The sequence below is a fragment of the Pseudomonas moraviensis subsp. stanleyae genome (assembly GCF_036283065.1).
Lineage (GTDB): Bacteria > Pseudomonadota > Gammaproteobacteria > Pseudomonadales > Pseudomonadaceae > Aquipseudomonas > Aquipseudomonas stanleyae.
Genome location: NZ_JAADJI010000004.1, coordinates 190,742 through 205,329 on the forward strand (window position 1 = coordinate 190,742; position 14,588 = coordinate 205,329).

Annotated in this window: 13 protein-coding genes; 4 read left to right on the forward strand and 9 right to left on the reverse strand. The window is 60.2% G+C overall.

The window, feature by feature from the left end:
* Window positions 1-10 precede the first annotated feature (10 nt).
* From GXB78_RS08290 to GXB78_RS08300, 3 genes are all read left to right on the forward strand, one after another.
* The gene (locus GXB78_RS08290) at window positions 11-1,111 is read left to right on the forward strand and encodes a DUF1513 domain-containing protein (protein WP_329515063.1); all 1,101 of its coding nucleotides are present in this window, start codon (window positions 11-13) and stop codon (window positions 1,109-1,111) included.
* A 659-nt stretch (window positions 1,112-1,770) separates the two neighbouring features.
* Window positions 1,771-2,919, forward strand: coding sequence for an efflux RND transporter periplasmic adaptor subunit (locus tag GXB78_RS08295; protein ID WP_329515064.1), 1,149 nt, complete (start codon window positions 1,771-1,773; stop codon window positions 2,917-2,919).
* A gap of 13 nt (window positions 2,920-2,932) precedes the next feature.
* A complete protein-coding gene (locus tag GXB78_RS08300) occupies window positions 2,933-5,959 on the forward strand; it encodes a multidrug efflux RND transporter permease subunit (RefSeq protein WP_329515065.1) in 3,027 nt (1,008 codons plus the stop codon).
* A 179-nt stretch (window positions 5,960-6,138) separates the two neighbouring features.
* On the opposite strand, the gene GXB78_RS08305 is transcribed toward GXB78_RS08300, so the two are convergent.
* The 5 genes from GXB78_RS08305 to colR form a co-directional block, all read right to left on the reverse strand.
* Entirely contained in the window at window positions 6,139-6,366 is a 228-nt protein-coding gene (locus GXB78_RS08305) for a hypothetical protein (RefSeq protein ID WP_016773424.1), read from the reverse strand.
* A 2-nt stretch (window positions 6,367-6,368) separates the two neighbouring features.
* Window positions 6,369-7,085 carry a lipopolysaccharide kinase InaA family protein gene (locus GXB78_RS08310; RefSeq protein WP_329515066.1) on the reverse strand — a complete coding sequence of 239 codons (717 nt, stop codon included), beginning with the start codon at window positions 7,083-7,085 and terminating at the stop codon, window positions 6,369-6,371.
* 2 nt (window positions 7,086-7,087) lie between these two features.
* Complete coding sequence (locus GXB78_RS08315; protein WP_329515067.1) at window positions 7,088-7,756, reverse strand: class I SAM-dependent methyltransferase; 669 nt, start codon at window positions 7,754-7,756, stop codon at window positions 7,088-7,090.
* A 151-nt stretch (window positions 7,757-7,907) separates the two neighbouring features.
* Window positions 7,908-9,191: a sensor histidine kinase gene (locus GXB78_RS08320; protein ID WP_329515068.1), complete on the reverse strand. Its 1,284-nt coding sequence runs from the start codon at window positions 9,189-9,191 to the stop codon at window positions 7,908-7,910.
* Complete coding sequence (gene colR / locus GXB78_RS08325; protein WP_041479855.1) at window positions 9,181-9,864, reverse strand: two-component system response regulator ColR; 684 nt, start codon at window positions 9,862-9,864, stop codon at window positions 9,181-9,183. The genes GXB78_RS08320 and colR overlap by 11 nt, the downstream gene beginning before the upstream one ends.
* Before the next feature lie 211 nt (window positions 9,865-10,075).
* Between colR and GXB78_RS08330 the strand changes: the two genes are divergently transcribed.
* A complete protein-coding gene (locus GXB78_RS08330) occupies window positions 10,076-10,819 on the forward strand; it encodes a phosphatase PAP2 family protein (RefSeq protein WP_329515069.1) in 744 nt (247 codons plus the stop codon).
* A 188-nt stretch (window positions 10,820-11,007) separates the two neighbouring features.
* On the opposite strand, the gene groL is transcribed toward GXB78_RS08330, so the two are convergent.
* The 4 genes from groL to GXB78_RS08350 all read right to left on the reverse strand — a co-directional run bounded on the left by groL (window position 11,008) and on the right by GXB78_RS08350 (window position 14,532).
* Window positions 11,008-12,654, reverse strand: coding sequence for a chaperonin GroEL (groL, locus tag GXB78_RS08335; RefSeq protein ID WP_016773419.1), 1,647 nt, complete (start codon window positions 12,652-12,654; stop codon window positions 11,008-11,010).
* Window positions 12,655-12,704: 50 nt separating this feature from the next.
* Window positions 12,705-12,998 carry a co-chaperone GroES gene (locus GXB78_RS08340; protein ID WP_007916610.1) on the reverse strand — a complete coding sequence of 98 codons (294 nt, stop codon included), beginning with the start codon at window positions 12,996-12,998 and terminating at the stop codon, window positions 12,705-12,707.
* A gap of 260 nt (window positions 12,999-13,258) precedes the next feature.
* Window positions 13,259-13,735: an FxsA family protein gene (locus tag GXB78_RS08345; protein ID WP_137214053.1), complete on the reverse strand. Its 477-nt coding sequence runs from the start codon at window positions 13,733-13,735 to the stop codon at window positions 13,259-13,261.
* A gap of 71 nt (window positions 13,736-13,806) precedes the next feature.
* Window positions 13,807-14,532, reverse strand: coding sequence for a HugZ family pyridoxamine 5'-phosphate oxidase (locus GXB78_RS08350; RefSeq protein WP_329515070.1), 726 nt, complete (start codon window positions 14,530-14,532; stop codon window positions 13,807-13,809).
* Window positions 14,533-14,588 lie beyond the last annotated feature (56 nt).

Below are 14,588 nucleotides of genomic sequence, written 5' to 3' on the forward strand. Positions count from 1 at the left end.
GGCGAGTGCCATGCTGCGACGTCAGGTTCTGACTTTAGGTAGTGCACTGCTCGGAGCAGTGACGCTGGGCGGCTGGACGCTGTTCAAACGCAAGGATCAGAGCCCGTTGCTGTTGTCGGCGCGCGATGACAGCGACGGCAAGCATTACGCCGTCGGTTATCGGCTCGATGGCACGCGGGTGTTCGCCACCCACGTCGGTCAGCGTTGCCATGACATCATCAACCACCCGACGCAGCCGCTGGCGCTGTTCGTCGCGCGGCGTCCAGGCACCGAGAGTTACCTGATCGATCTGCGCGACGGCAAGTTGCTGCAGACCGTGACTTCGCAGCCGAACCGGCACTTCTACGGCCACGCCGTGGTGCACAAGGACGGCGAGTACCTGTACGCCACCGAGAACGACACGTCCGATCCCGGCCGTGGCCTGCTCGGCGTGTACAGGTTCGAAGGCGAGCGGCTGGTGCACACGGGCGAGATTTCCACCCATGGCCTCGGCCCGCATCAGGTGTCGTGGATGCCCGACGGCGAGACCCTGGTGGTGGCCAACGGCGGCATTCGCACCGAGGCGGAAAGCCGCGTCGACATGAACCTCAACGCCATGGAACCGAGCCTGGTGCTGATGCAGCGCGACGGCACATTGCTGAGCAAGGAAACCCTCGCCCAGCAGATGAACAGCGTGCGCCACCTGGGCATCGCCAGCGACGGCACCATCGTCGCCGGCCAGCAATTCATGGGCGCGTCCCACGAGCGTTCGGAGTTGCTGGCGATCAAGCGGCCGGGGCAACCGTTCGTGGCGTTCCCGGTCGCAGAACCGCAGTTGCAGGCGATGGGGCATTACACCGCTAGCGTCGCGGTGCACAGCGATTTGCGCCTGGTCGCATTGACTGCACCGCGTGGCAATCGCTTCTTTATCTGGGATCTGGACAGCGGCGAACTGCGCCTCGATGCGCCTTTGCCTGATTGCGCCGGCGTTGGAGCGGTGAAGGATGGTTTTGTCGTGACCTCGGGTCAGGGCCGCTGCCGCTACTACGATTGCCGTCAGGCACAACTGCTGGCCAAGCCGCTGGAATTGCCGGCGGGGCTCTGGGACAACCATCTGCACCTGATGGCCTAGGCACCACCCAATTTGTGGCGAGGGAGCTTGCTCCCGCTGGACTGCGCAGCAGACCCAAACCCGGCAAACCGGTTTTTTCAGATACACCGAGCACAGCGGATTCGCGGCGGCTGCGCCCCCGAGCGGGAGCAAGCTCCCTCGCCACACTCATCATTCGGCTCAGGGGCGGGGGCACTGCTGAACAGCGAAGACCAAAACAGAGACCATCCCTCCCAAATGCCCAAACACCCCTGTGGCGAGGGAGCTTGCTCCCGCTGGACTGCGCAGCAGACCCAAACCCGGCAAACCGTTTTTTTCAAATACACCGAGCACAGCGGATTCGCGGCGGCTGCGCCCCCGAGCGGGAGCAAGCTCCCTCGCCACAGTCATCGTTCGGCTCAGGGGCGGGGGCACTGCTGAACAGCGAAGACCAAAACAGAGACCACCCCTCCCAAATGCCCAAACACCCCCTGTGGCGAGGGAGCTTGCTCCCGCTGGACTGCGCAGCAGGCCCTGCTTTTGCACAAAAAGAGCAGCCGCTTCGCGCCTCAGCGGGAGCAAGCTCCCTCGCAACATGGATTCCGGTGTGCAGCACCTGTAATAACTGCCAGTTGGAATCCCCCCTGTACTCGGAGTAATGTGCCCGCCTGTCTCATGATTTAATCCAAGGAACTGGACATATGCTGCGTCGCCGCATGCTGATCATGTTGGGTGTTGTGTTGCTGATCGTCCTGGTGCTGGGCGGATACAAGGCCTTTTCGATCTACACGATGATCCAGGGCTTTTCCAAACCGAAACCACCCATCAGCGTCGCCGTGGCCACGGCCGGCGAACAGCCGTGGCAGATGCGTTTGCCCACTGTCGGTTCGCTCAAGGCATTGCAAGGTGTCGACTTGAGTCTGGAAGTCGCCGGCACCGTCACTGAACTCAAATTCGAATCCGGGCAGAAGGTCAAGGCCGGGCAACCGCTGTTGCAACTCGACAGCGCCGTGGAAACCGCCTTGCTGGAAACCGCCCGCGCCGATCTCGGCCTGGCGCAACTGGACTTCGGCCGTGGCGCGCAACTGGTCGACAGCCGCGCGATCTCCAAAGGCGAATTCGACCGCCTCTCCGCCGTGCTGCAAAAGAACAAGGCCACGGTCAATCAGCTCAATGCTTCGCTGGCGAAGAAACGCATCGTCGCGCCATTCAGCGGCACCATCGGCATCCGTCAGGTCGACGTCGGCGACTACCTCGCCAGTGGCACCAAAATCGCCACGCTGCAAGACTTGAGCAGCCTCTACGCCGACTTCTACGTACCGGAACAAGCGGTGCCGAAACTCGCTATCGGCCAGCCCGTGCAGTTCACCGTCGCCGCTTATCCGGGACAGAACTTTGTCGGCAAGATCAGCGCGATCAATCCAATCGTCGAAAGCACCACGCGCAACATCCTCGTCCGCGCCACGCTGGCCAACCCCGACGGCAAGTTGCTGCCTGGCATGTTCGCCAGCCTTGAGGTGCTGCTGCCTGATCCGCAGAAGCACATCGTCGTACCGGAGAGCGCGATTACCTACACCCTGTACGGCAACTCGGTTTACGTGGTCGGGCAGAAGAAGGCTGAGGACGGCAGCGTCGCCAAGGACGACAACGGCCAACCGCTGCTGATCGCCGAACGACGTTTTGTCGAGACCGGTGAACGCCGCGATGGCCTGGTGATGATCAACAAGGGCGTGCAGAGCGGCGAACAGGTAGTGACGGCTGGCCAGATCAAACTGGACAACGGTGCCTCTATTGCCATCAGCGACGACAAGACCCTCGGCGAGCAGAACAGTCCGCCTCGCGCCGACTGATCAAGGAATCTCCATGGCTTTTACCGATCCGTTCATCCGCCGCCCGGTGCTCGCCACCGTGGTCAGCCTGCTGATTGTGCTGCTGGGCTTTCAGGCCTGGAGCAAGCTGCCGCTGCGCCAGTACCCACAAATGGAAAACGCCCTGATCACGGTGACCACGGCCTATCCCGGGGCCAACGCCGAAACCATTCAGGGCTACATCACCCAACCGATGCAACAGAGCCTGGCCAGCGCCGAGGGCATCGACTACATGACCTCGGTCAGTCGGCAGAACTTCTCGGTGATTTCGATTTACGCGCGCATCGGTGCCAATACCGACCGCTTGTTCACCGAGTTGCTGGCCAAGGCCAACGAGGTCAAGAACAAACTGCCGCAGGACGCTGAAGACCCGGTGCTGAGCAAGGAATCCGCCGACGCCTCGGCGCTGATGTACATCAGTTTTTTCAGCAAGGACCTGAGCAATCCGCAGATCACCGATTACCTGTCACGGGTGATCCAGCCGAAACTGGCGACGCTGCCGGGCATGGCCGAAGCGGAGATCCTTGGCAATCAGGTGTTCGCCATGCGCCTGTGGCTCGACCCGGTGAAACTCGCCGGCTTCGGCCTCAGCGCCGCTGACGTGACCGCTGCGGTGCGTCAGTACAACTTCCTCTCCGCCGCCGGCGAAGTGAAAGGCGAGTACACCGTCACCAGCATCAACGCCAACACCGAACTGAAATCCGCCGAAGCCTTCGCGGCGATTCCGCTCAAGGTCGATGGCGACAGCCGTGTGTTGCTGCGCGATGTCGCGCGGGTGGAAATGGGCGCGGAAAACTACGACTCGATCAGCTCGTTCGGCGGCACCCCGTCGGTATACATCGGCATCAAGGCCACCCCCGGCGCCAACCCGCTGGACGTGATCAAGGAAGTCCGCAAGCTGATGCCCGAGCTTGAAGCACAGCTGCCGCCGAACCTGAAAAGCGAAATCGCCTACGACGCCACACTGTTCATTCAAGCCTCGATCGATGAGGTGGTGAAAACCCTGTTCGAAGCGGTACTGATCGTCATCGTCGTGGTGTTCCTGTTCCTCGGCGCATTGCGCTCGGTGGTGATCCCGGTGGTGACCATCCCGCTGTCGATGATCGGCGTGATGTTCTTCATGCAGATGATGGGTTACTCGATGAACCTGCTGACGCTGCTGGCAATGGTGCTGGCCATCGGTCTGGTGGTGGACGATGCGATCGTCGTGGTGGAAAACATCCACCGGCACATCGAAGAAGGCAAGACGCCGTTCGATGCAGCGCTGGAAGGCGCGCGGGAAATTGCCATGCCGGTGGTGTCGATGACCATCACCCTGGCGGCGGTGTATGCGCCGATCGGATTCCTTACCGGGCTGACCGGGGCGTTGTTCAAGGAGTTCGCCTTGACCCTGGCCGGTGCGGTGGTGATTTCCGGCGTCGTCGCCCTGACCCTGTCGCCGATGATGTGCGCGTTTCTGTTGCGTCACGAAGAGAATCCCAGCGGACTCGCCCATCGCCTCGACCGGGTCTTCGAAGGCCTCAAGCGCCGTTATCAAAGCATGCTGCACGGCACGCTCAATACCCGGCCGGTGGTGCTGGTGTTTGCGGTGATCGTGCTGTGCCTGATTCCGGTGTTTCTCAAGTTCACCAAGTCGGAACTGGCGCCGGACGAAGACCAGGGCATCATTTTCATGATGGCCAGCGCACCACAGCCGACCAACCTCGACTACCTGAGCACCTACACCGACGAATTCATCACCATCTTCAAGGAGTTTCCCGAGTACTACTCGTCGTTCCAGATCAACGGCTACAACGGCGTGCAGGCCGGTATCGGCGGTTTCCTGCTCAAGCCATGGAACGAACGCAACCGCACGCAGATGGAAATCCTCCCCGAGGTGCAGAGCAAACTGGAGAGCATTCCCGGCTTGCAGATCTTCGGTTTCAACCTGCCCTCCCTGCCCGGCACCGGTGAAGGCTTGCCGTTCGAATTCGTGGTCAACACCGCCAATGACTACGAGCTGCTGCTGCAAGTCGCCGAGCGCATCGAGAAGCGCGCGATGGAGTCGGGCAAGTTCGCCTTCGTCGACCTCGATCTGGCGTTCGACAAGCCGGAAGTGGTGGTCGATATCGACCGCGACAAGGCTGCGCAGATGGGCGTGTCGATGCTCGATCTTGGCGGCACGCTGGCGACCTTGCTCGGCGAGGCGGAGATCAACCGCTTCACCCTCGACGGGCGCAGCTACAAGGTCATCGCCCAGGTCGAACGGGCCTACCGCGACAACCCGGACTGGCTGAACAATTACTACGTGAAAAACACTCAGGGCGAGTTGCTGCCGCTGTCGACCCTGATCAAGGTCAGTGACCGCGCAAGGCCGCGTCAGCTCAATCAGTTCCAGCAGCTCAACGCGGCGAAGATTTCCGGTTTCCCGCTGGTAAGCATGGGCGAAGCCATCGACACGGTACTGCAGATCGCCCGCGAGGAAGCACCGGCCGGATTTGCCTTCGACTACGGCGGCGCCTCGCGGCAGTACGTGCAGGAAGGCAGCGCGTTGTGGGTCACTTTTGCCCTGGCGCTGGCGATCATCTTTCTGGTGCTGGCTGCGCAGTTCGAAAGCTTTCGTGATCCGCTGGTGATTCTGGTGACCGTACCGCTGTCGATCTGCGGCGCGTTGATTCCGCTGTTCCTCGGCTGGTCGAGCATGAACATCTACACCCAGGTCGGGCTGGTGACGCTGATCGGCCTGATCAGCAAGCACGGCATCCTGATCGTCGAATTCGCCAACCAGTTGCGCAAGGACAAGGGCCTGAGCGCCCGTGAAGCTGTCGAGGAAGCAGCGGCGATTCGCTTGCGCCCGGTGCTGATGACTACCGCAGCAATGGTGTTCGGCATGGTGCCGCTGATTCTGGCGACCGGTGCGGGCGCCGTAAGCCGCTTTGATATAGGCATGGTGATTGCCACGGGGATGTCGATTGGCACGTTGTTTACGTTGTTCGTGCTGCCGTGCGTTTACACCTTCCTGGCGAAACCGGATCGCAAATAACACGCATCATCCTGTGGGAGCAAGCCTGCTCGCGAAGGTGTGTCAGTCGACATCAATGCAGCTGAACCAGCGCATTCGCGAGCAGGCTCGCTCCCACAGGGATGCACCTATATCCATCAAGATTTCGGCAAAAAAAAGGCCTCGCAACTGCGAGGCCTTTTATTTGGGCTTCAATCGTTTCAACTGGCTGGCCTCATTCCCTGAGACAGTCCGAACATGAACAACAGCAAATCATGATCGGGCTGGGTCGCCACGGAGGCTTTCGCCACCCGTGGAACCGAACAATGAGCGTCGTTCCCGGACGCTCCTATGACCTGCATGCGCGGCTGCTCCCAGGCAGCCACCGCCAGTGAAGCAACTGCCAAGGCCCCGACCAGGAACAAACCTCGTGCAATTTCGAGTTTCATCGCTATAAACCTTTGATAGCGCTGCCAAACGCCGTCTCATAAAAGTAGACGAGTTTTTTCCAGTCGGCATCGCGGAACGACGAATGGCGACGCAATTGCTTCATGTCGTGCTGCGCTGCGCTATATGCCGTCAGGCGCTGGCGGCATTTCTCCAGGTCGATCAACGCGACTTCAACCTGCGCCGCTTCGCCTTCACCGCTCACCCGCACGAAAACATGCTTGATATAGATGCAGCTGTGCTGCCAGCGGCCTTTGTGCATGCGCGCCAGGTTCTCGGCCAGGTCCTTGAGCACGCGCTCGTAAACCACGTCGCCACATTGATCGCGACCACCCGCGGCGGCCAGCCAGTGTTCCAGCTCCTGGAAACCATCGAGCGATTTGGTGACGAGCAGTGCGCGCCATTTATGCTGCGGATCCGGCTGAGCGCCGCAGAAGACGATTTGCGGAACACGTACACCGAGTTTGCTTACCCCGGTCAGCGCATCGAGCTCACGCAATACGGTCGGGCGACCGAACGGGTGCAACCAGCTGCGATAGATGTGTCCGGTCTGACGCTTGGCATACAGCAACTGGCCGTCACGGCCGACGATGCGCTGCACACCACTTTCGCCACCGCGGCGCACGTTGGGCTCTTCAACCCATTCGCCACGCTGGGCCCAGTAATAATCGAAACCATCCTGTGGAGCGACACTCGCTTCAACTGCTGCTTGCACTGCCATCTCTACCTCTTGCGTAATACGTAAACCCGCCACATCGCATAGAGCGGTATAAAGTCCAGTTGTTCCTGAATGCGGAAACCCGCCTGTTCAAATTCTTTCTCAATTGTCGCGGCCGGAATCAGAAAGCGATTCTGGTAGTCACGATTCGGCCGGTCGAGCTCGGCGCGTTTGCGCTTCCACGCCTTGAAGTTGCCGTCCACCCACAATGAAACAATCACGCTGTCACGGGTAACCCGCTCGAATTCACGCAGGATCACCTTACGGTGCTCGGCTTCACCAATATGGTGAAGAAGGCGCATGCAGAAGATGCTGTCGACCGCGTTATCCGGCAGAGCAATATCGAACGCCGAGGTGTGCAGCGGTTGTACACGCTTGACCACATCGGCCGGTTGCCCTTGCAGCGCGGTCTTGATCATCGACTCGGAATTGTCCGCACCGATGATCACCCGATTGGGCTTTTCCGCGAGCATTGGCCAGAAGCGCCCGGCACCGCAGGGTAAATCCAGCACCAGACCGGGATCCCCCGCGAGCGCCAGAGCCTTGCGCCCCAATTGCTCGTCGCGCAAGTGCGACAGGCGGCGGCCAAGGCTCTCCTTGTGCTTGCGCAGGTAGCGTTGTGCGTGTTGGTCGTCGTACTTTTCGGAAAAATCGAGCTTGATCGGGCCGGCCATCATCTGGACTCCTGAGTTCTGATGACGCCACCTTAAGCAGCGGCGTGTCAGCGTCAGGTCATCCAATTGTGAAAATTCTGTCAGGTAAATCTGTAAAGTATTACAACGTTATACAGGATTTAGACAGGTGCGCGGGAGTAGACTCGAGCCACTATTTGCCGGCATTCACGCCAAGATCTACCTCGAATCGGCAGCCATTGGGGTCCATCGTGCTCAGGCTGACCGTCCAGCCCTGGTTTTCGCAGATGCGCTGCACCAGCGACAAGCCAAGGCCCAGCCCCTCGCCCCGCTTTTCGCTGCCGCGCACGAACGGCTCGAACATCGCCTCGCGTTTTTCCTCGGGAATGCCCACCCCCGAGTCCTCGACGACAAAGCCGTTGGCAGTGAGGGTCAGGCGAATGAAGCCCTCTTCTGTGTAATGCAGTGCGTTGCGCAGCAAATTGCCCATCACCGCATTGAGCAAGGTCGCGTTGAAATGAGTGTCTGGTGGGTTACCCGGCTCGAACATCAGCGTCAAGCCCTTGCGCTCGATCGGATCGCGCCACAGGCACAGCAGGCTTTCCGCTACTTGCGTGAGGTTCTGCTGCGGAGCGGCGCCGGCCTCTTCGTTCTGCGCGCGCGCCAGCATCAGGAAGGTCTGCACCAGCTCGCGCATCTCCTCGCTGGCCCGGGCAATGCGCTGGACCTGGGCGCGGCCACGCTGATCGATGCCGGGGTTTTCCAGCAGCAGTTCGCAGGAACTGGCAAGGACCATCAGCGGCGTGCGCAATTCATGGCTGACGTCGCTGGTGAACAAACGTTCGCGGGTCAGCGCCTGCCGCAAGCGTCCCAGCGTGGCATCGAATGCCACCGCCAGTTCGCCGACTTCATCCGCCGCGTAATCTGGCGCCAAAGGTGGCGCCAGCCCGAGCAATTGGTCGCGATGGCGGACCTGCCGGGCCAGGCGCACCACCGGCGCCATCACCTTGCGCGCGAGCACCCAGCCGAGAAACACCGCCAATGCCAGGCTGAGCACGAAGCCCACCAGCACCACGGCAAACAGCACGCGCTCGCGCTCTTCGAAATCACTTTGATCCTGCAGCAGTACGTAGCGCCGGCCATCCACCACTTCGACCATGGCGTGATAGGACAGCTGTTCGCGAAAGACCTCATGAAAACCGGCATCGAGGTGACGCAGATCCTTGGGCAGGTCGAAATCCCCCGGCCCGCCGCTGAAATAGAACAGCTGATCCGGCTCGGGGCGGTGGCTCCAGTCGGAGACGTTGTCCATCAGCAGCAAACGTTGCAGGTCGCCGCCGAGCCCTGCGGAAATCAGTTTCTCTTCCACCAGGTGCACCGTGGCGACGATGCCCATGGCGAAAGCTCCCGCCACCAGCGCACTCATCAGCGCAAAGGCGATAATGATCCGCTGGGAAAGACTCTGCTTAAACTCCATCACGCCCCTCGGCCAAGCGATAACCGACACCGTGCACGGTGTGCAGCAGTGGCTTGGCGAATGGCTTGTCGATTACCTGGCGCAACTGGTGAACATGGCTGCGCAGGCTGTCGCTGTCCGGACAGTCATCGCCCCACAGCGCTTCTTCGAGAATTTCCCGACGCAGCACGTGCGGGCTCTTCTGCATCAACACCGCGAGCAGCTTGAGGCCGACCGGGTTGAGTTTGAGCAGCTTGCCTTCGCGGGTCACTTCCAGGGTATCGAGGTCGTAGCTCAGATCACCGACCTGCAACGCACGACGGCCGCCGCCCTGGGCACGACGCATGACCGCTTCGACGCGCGCCGCCAGTTCGGACAGGGCGAAGGGTTTGATCAGGTAATCGTCGGCACCGGATTTGAAGCCCTGCAGCCGGTCGTCGAGTTGATCGCGGGCGGTGAGCATGATCACCGGCGTGTCGCGCCGGGCATCTTCACGCAGGCGTTTGCACAAGGTGTAGCCGTCGATGCCGGGCAGCATGATGTCGAGCACGATCAGGTCGTAATGCTCGGTGGCCGCCAGATGCAGACCAGACAGACCATCCTGGGCGCAATCGACGGTATAGCCCTTGAGGCCCAGGTAATCGGCCAGATTGGCCAGGATGTCGCGGTTGTCTTCGACCAGCAGAATTCGCATGGGCACCTCCTCCGAACGGGGTAACGGCCGTCTTGGCCCGCGCAGCTTACGGCCAAGTGTGGCTGAGGGCTAGGGGCGTTTTTCGATAAACCTGCACTGCGCGCGCTGCGACGTTTTTTTCACTTTCGGTTAACAAATCGCCGACGCCAGCGCGCGCAGACTCCGCGCAATCTCGCTCTTTCCACTCCCTTCATCGACCAAGGAATCTGCCATGGTGTCGACCTCTGCCCTTCCCGCTTCAAGACCACTTAACGGGTGGTTGTGTCTGGGCATTCCCGCAGCGGCGGCGATCATTCTGCTGTTACTCGAACTGACCGATCTGGACATGGATCTGGCGCGAATGTTCTACGACCCGGTCGCGGGAGATTTCATCGGGCGGCACAGCTATTTTCTTGAAGACATCCTGCATGACCGGGCGAAACAGGTGGTCATCGGCTTCTCGGTGTTTGCCATTCTGGGTTTCATCGGCGCGTTTTTCATCGAACGGCTGAAACCGTTCAAGCGTGAATTGGGCTGTCTGGTGCTGTCGCTGGGGCTGGCGACTTCATTTGTCACTCCGGTCAAAGCCGTCACCGCCGTGCAGTGCCCATGGAGTCTGGAGCAATTCGGCGGTCACGAGACCTATAGCAAACTGATGGAGCATCGTCCCGCTACCGACAAGCCGGGACGTTGCTGGCCGGGCGGCCATGCGGCGACCGGGTTTACCTTGTTCGCGTTGTTCTTCGTGCTGCGCGACCGCCGCCCGCGACTGGCGCGGCAGGCGTTTGTATTTGCCTTTGCGCTGGGCTCGGTGTTCTCGATCAGCCGGATGATGCAGGGCGCGCATTTCTTTTCGCACAACGTGTGGACGGCGATCTTCTGCTGGCTGATTTGTCTGGGGGCCTATTACTGGGTGCTTTATCGCCCTGAAAGCAAGACTGCAACAGCTGTCAAAGCACGCCCCGTCAGCGCCTGAAATGGGGAACCTGTGGGAGCGAGCCTGCTCGCGAATGGTCGGGTCAACTGGCTTATATGCCGGATGAAAAACCGCTTTCGCGAGCAGGCTCGCTCCCACAGGGGATGTGGGTAAGTCTGGGATTTGGGCAATAAAAAACCCCGCTGACTTTCGCCAGCGGGGTTTTGCGTTACAGGGCCAGGGCTGGCTTACATCATGCCGCCCATGCCACCCATGCCGCCCATGTCTGGCATACCGCCGCCAGCTGCACCTTCTTTCTTCGGTGCGTCAGCAACAGCTGCTTCGGTGGTCAGGATCAGACCGCCGATGGAGGCTGCGGCTTGCAGAGCCGAACGGGTTACCTTGGTTGGGTCCAGGATACCCATTTCGATCATGTCGCCGTATTCGCCGGAAGCAGCGTTGTAACCGAAGTTACCTTTGCCGTTCTTCACTTCGTTGACGACTACGCTTGGCTCGTCACCGGAGTTGGCAGCGATCTGACGCAGCGGCGCTTCAACAGCGCGACGCAGCACAGCGATACCGACGTTCTGGTCAGCGTTGTCGCCGGTCAGCTCGGTCAGTGCTTCCAGAGCACGGATCAGCGCCACGCCACCGCCAGGTACCACGCCTTCTTCAACGGCTGCGCGGGTTGCGTGCAGGGCGTCTTCAACGCGGGCTTTCTTCTCTTTCATTTCAACTTCGGAACCAGCGCCAACCTTGATCACTGCAACGCCGCCGGACAGCTTGGCCAGACGCTCTTGCAGTTTTTCACGGTCGTAGTCCGAGGAAGTTTCGGCAACCTGGGCACGGATCTGAGCGATACGGCCTTCGATGTCTGCCTGCACGCCAGCACCGTCAACGATGATGGTGTTTTCCTTGGACAGGGTTACGCGCTTGGCGTTACCCAGGTGCTCCAGGGTGGTGCTTTCCAGGCTCAGACCAATCTCTTCGGAGATGACGGTACCGCCGGTCAGAACGGCGATGTCCTGCAGCATGGCCTTGCGACGGTCGCCGAAGCCCGGTGCCTTGACGGCAGCGACTTTGACGATGCCACGCATGTTGTTCACAACCAGAGTCGCCAGGGCTTCGCCTTCAACGTCTTCGGCCACGATCAGCAGTGGACGGCCGGCTTTGGCAACGGCTTCCAGCACTGGCAGCATTTCGCGGATGTTCGAGATCTTCTTGTCGACCAGCAGGATCAGCGGGCCGTCGAGCTCGGCAACCATGGTGTCCGGCTTGTTGACGAAGTATGGCGACAGGTAGCCACGGTCGAACTGCATGCCTTCTACAACCGACAGTTCGTTTTCCAGGCCCGAGCCTTCTTCAACGGTGATCACGCCTTCCTTGCCGACTTTTTCCATGGCTTCGGCAATGATGTCGCCGATGGAGTTGTCGGAGTTGGCCGAGATGGTGCCGACCTGAGCGATGGCCTTGAAGTCAGCGCATGGCTTGGACAGGGCTTTGAGCTCTTTGACAATGGCGATGGTCGCCTTGTCGATGCCGCGTTTCAGGTCCATCGGGTTCATGCCGGCAGCGACGGCTTTCAGGCCTTCGTTGACGATCGACTGAGCCAGAACGGTAGCGGTGGTAGTACCGTCACCAGCGTCATCGTTGGCACGGGAGGCAACGTCTTTGACGAGCTGCGCGCCCATGTTTTCGAAGCGGTCATCCAGTTCGATTTCCTTGGCGACGGAAACGCCGTCCTTGGTGATGGTCGGAGCGCCGAAGCTCTTCTCGATAACCACGTTACGGCCTTTCGGGCCCAGGGTCGCTTTTACCGCGTCAGCCAGAACGTTGACGCCTTTGAGCATCTTGGTACGGGCGGCATCGCCGAACTTAACTTCTTTAGCAGCCATGATCGATATTCCTTAAATACTTTGTAGTAGCGGGAAAATGAACGGGGATATCAGCCTTCGATAACCGCGAGGATTTCGTTCTCGCTCATTACCAGCAGGTCTTCGCCATCGACTTTCACAGTGTTGCTGCCGGAGTAAGGACCGAACACAACCTTGTCGCCTTCCTTCACGGACAGTGCACGCACTTCACCGTTTTCCAGAGCTTTGCCCGGGCCTACAGCGAGAATCACACCGTGGTTGGCTTTTTCAGCAGCCGAACCTGGCAGGACGATACCGCCAGCGGTTTTCTTTTCTTCTTCGCTGCGACGGATGACGACGCGGTCATGCAGAGGACGAAGCTTCATTGTCGATCTCTCCTAATTGTGGTTTTCATCGGCCGGTTGTAGTCCCGGCGGGTTTAACGAATCCGGCCTGCGCCGGTTGCGGTCCGTCGAGCGAACCGCGCAAGTCTGTCCGGTTTGAATACCGGAAACCTTTCGGTGACCGATACATAGGGGCGTACAAGCCGATTACAAGGGCTGGCGGAAAAAATTTTTCATTCAGACACACTGAATAACGGCCATAAAAGAACACGGCACCCGCAGGTGCCGTGTCGATGCTGATGTCACTTGTTGTCGCGGTGTTCGAACTCGCCTTCGATCACGTTCGGCTCTCGACCAAGCGGCTCGCGCGGGGCCGGGCCACCACGGGGTTGCAGGTCGTCGGCGAAAGCACGCTGGCGCATGGCCTGGTCTTCGGCGCGCTGGCGCATCTTGTTCGCCAGCAGACGCCGGGTGACCGGCAACAGCATGACCAGACCGACCACGTCACTGATGAAACCGGGAATGATCAACAGGCCACCGGCCAACGCCAGCATCAGGCCTTCGAGCATGGTCTGCGCGGGCAATTCGCCGCGGTTCAGACTTTCCCGGGCACGCAATGCGGTGGCCAGACCGGCGACGCGCAGGACGAACACACCGAACGCCGAGCCGAGAATGATCAGCAGCAGGGCCGGGAAGAACCCGATAGAGCCTGCCACTTTGACGAATACGAACAGCTCCAGCACTGGAAACAGCAGAAAGAGCAACAGAAAAGGGCGCATCAAAGTTTCCTCAACGCAAGAAATGCCTTGCAGTAAGCCTTAGATGACGTCGCCCTTGCGTGAATTCAAGCTTAACTTTGCGCTTTTTTCGGCCAGAACTGGGCGTGAGCCAGAGAAACCAAGGCCTCGCGCACTTGTGTCGGCGTATTACATGGTGCCGCGAAGGGCAACCAGTACAGCGCCTGGCCGATACGCAAGTGCATGCCTTCGCTGTCGATGCCGGCCAGTTGCGCCGGCACGCTGTTCGGCAGTCCGGCTAGTTCGACGTAATGCGCGATGGCCTTGGCGTGATCGCTGTTCATGTGCTCGACCATGCTGATTTCCGCCTTGCCGGCGAACGGGTTGGCCAGGGTCAGATGGTCGATCCAGTGAATCGCACCGAAACCGCCGATGTAGCGATGGCGCACCGGATCGAGCACCCAGAAATCGAAATCGTGGGCCTGGTGATAATTCTGCGAGTCGGGGAAATAGCGGTAATAACGCTCGGCGGCAGCCTCGATGGCTGCCGGATCTTCGAGCTTCTGCGCTTGCGCCAGATAAGTCAGACGCCCGACCGCCTGCACATCGTCGGCCTCGCGCTCGCCTACCAGCATCGAGCACTTCGGATCTTTTTGCAGGTTATGCGTGTGCTGGGCGATGCGGCTGATCAGGATCAGCGGCCGGCCCTGCTCGTCGAGGCAATACGGCACAACAGAGCCAAAGGGAAAACCCGGCATGGATTTGGAGTGGGTCGACAGCACTCCACGGTATTCCTTGAGAAGCAATTCTCGGGCATTCTTCGCCACTTCAGCGCTCAATTTGTGACTCCTTAAATGGGTTCCGTCTAGAAAACGGACAGGCGCGCAGCGAAAAG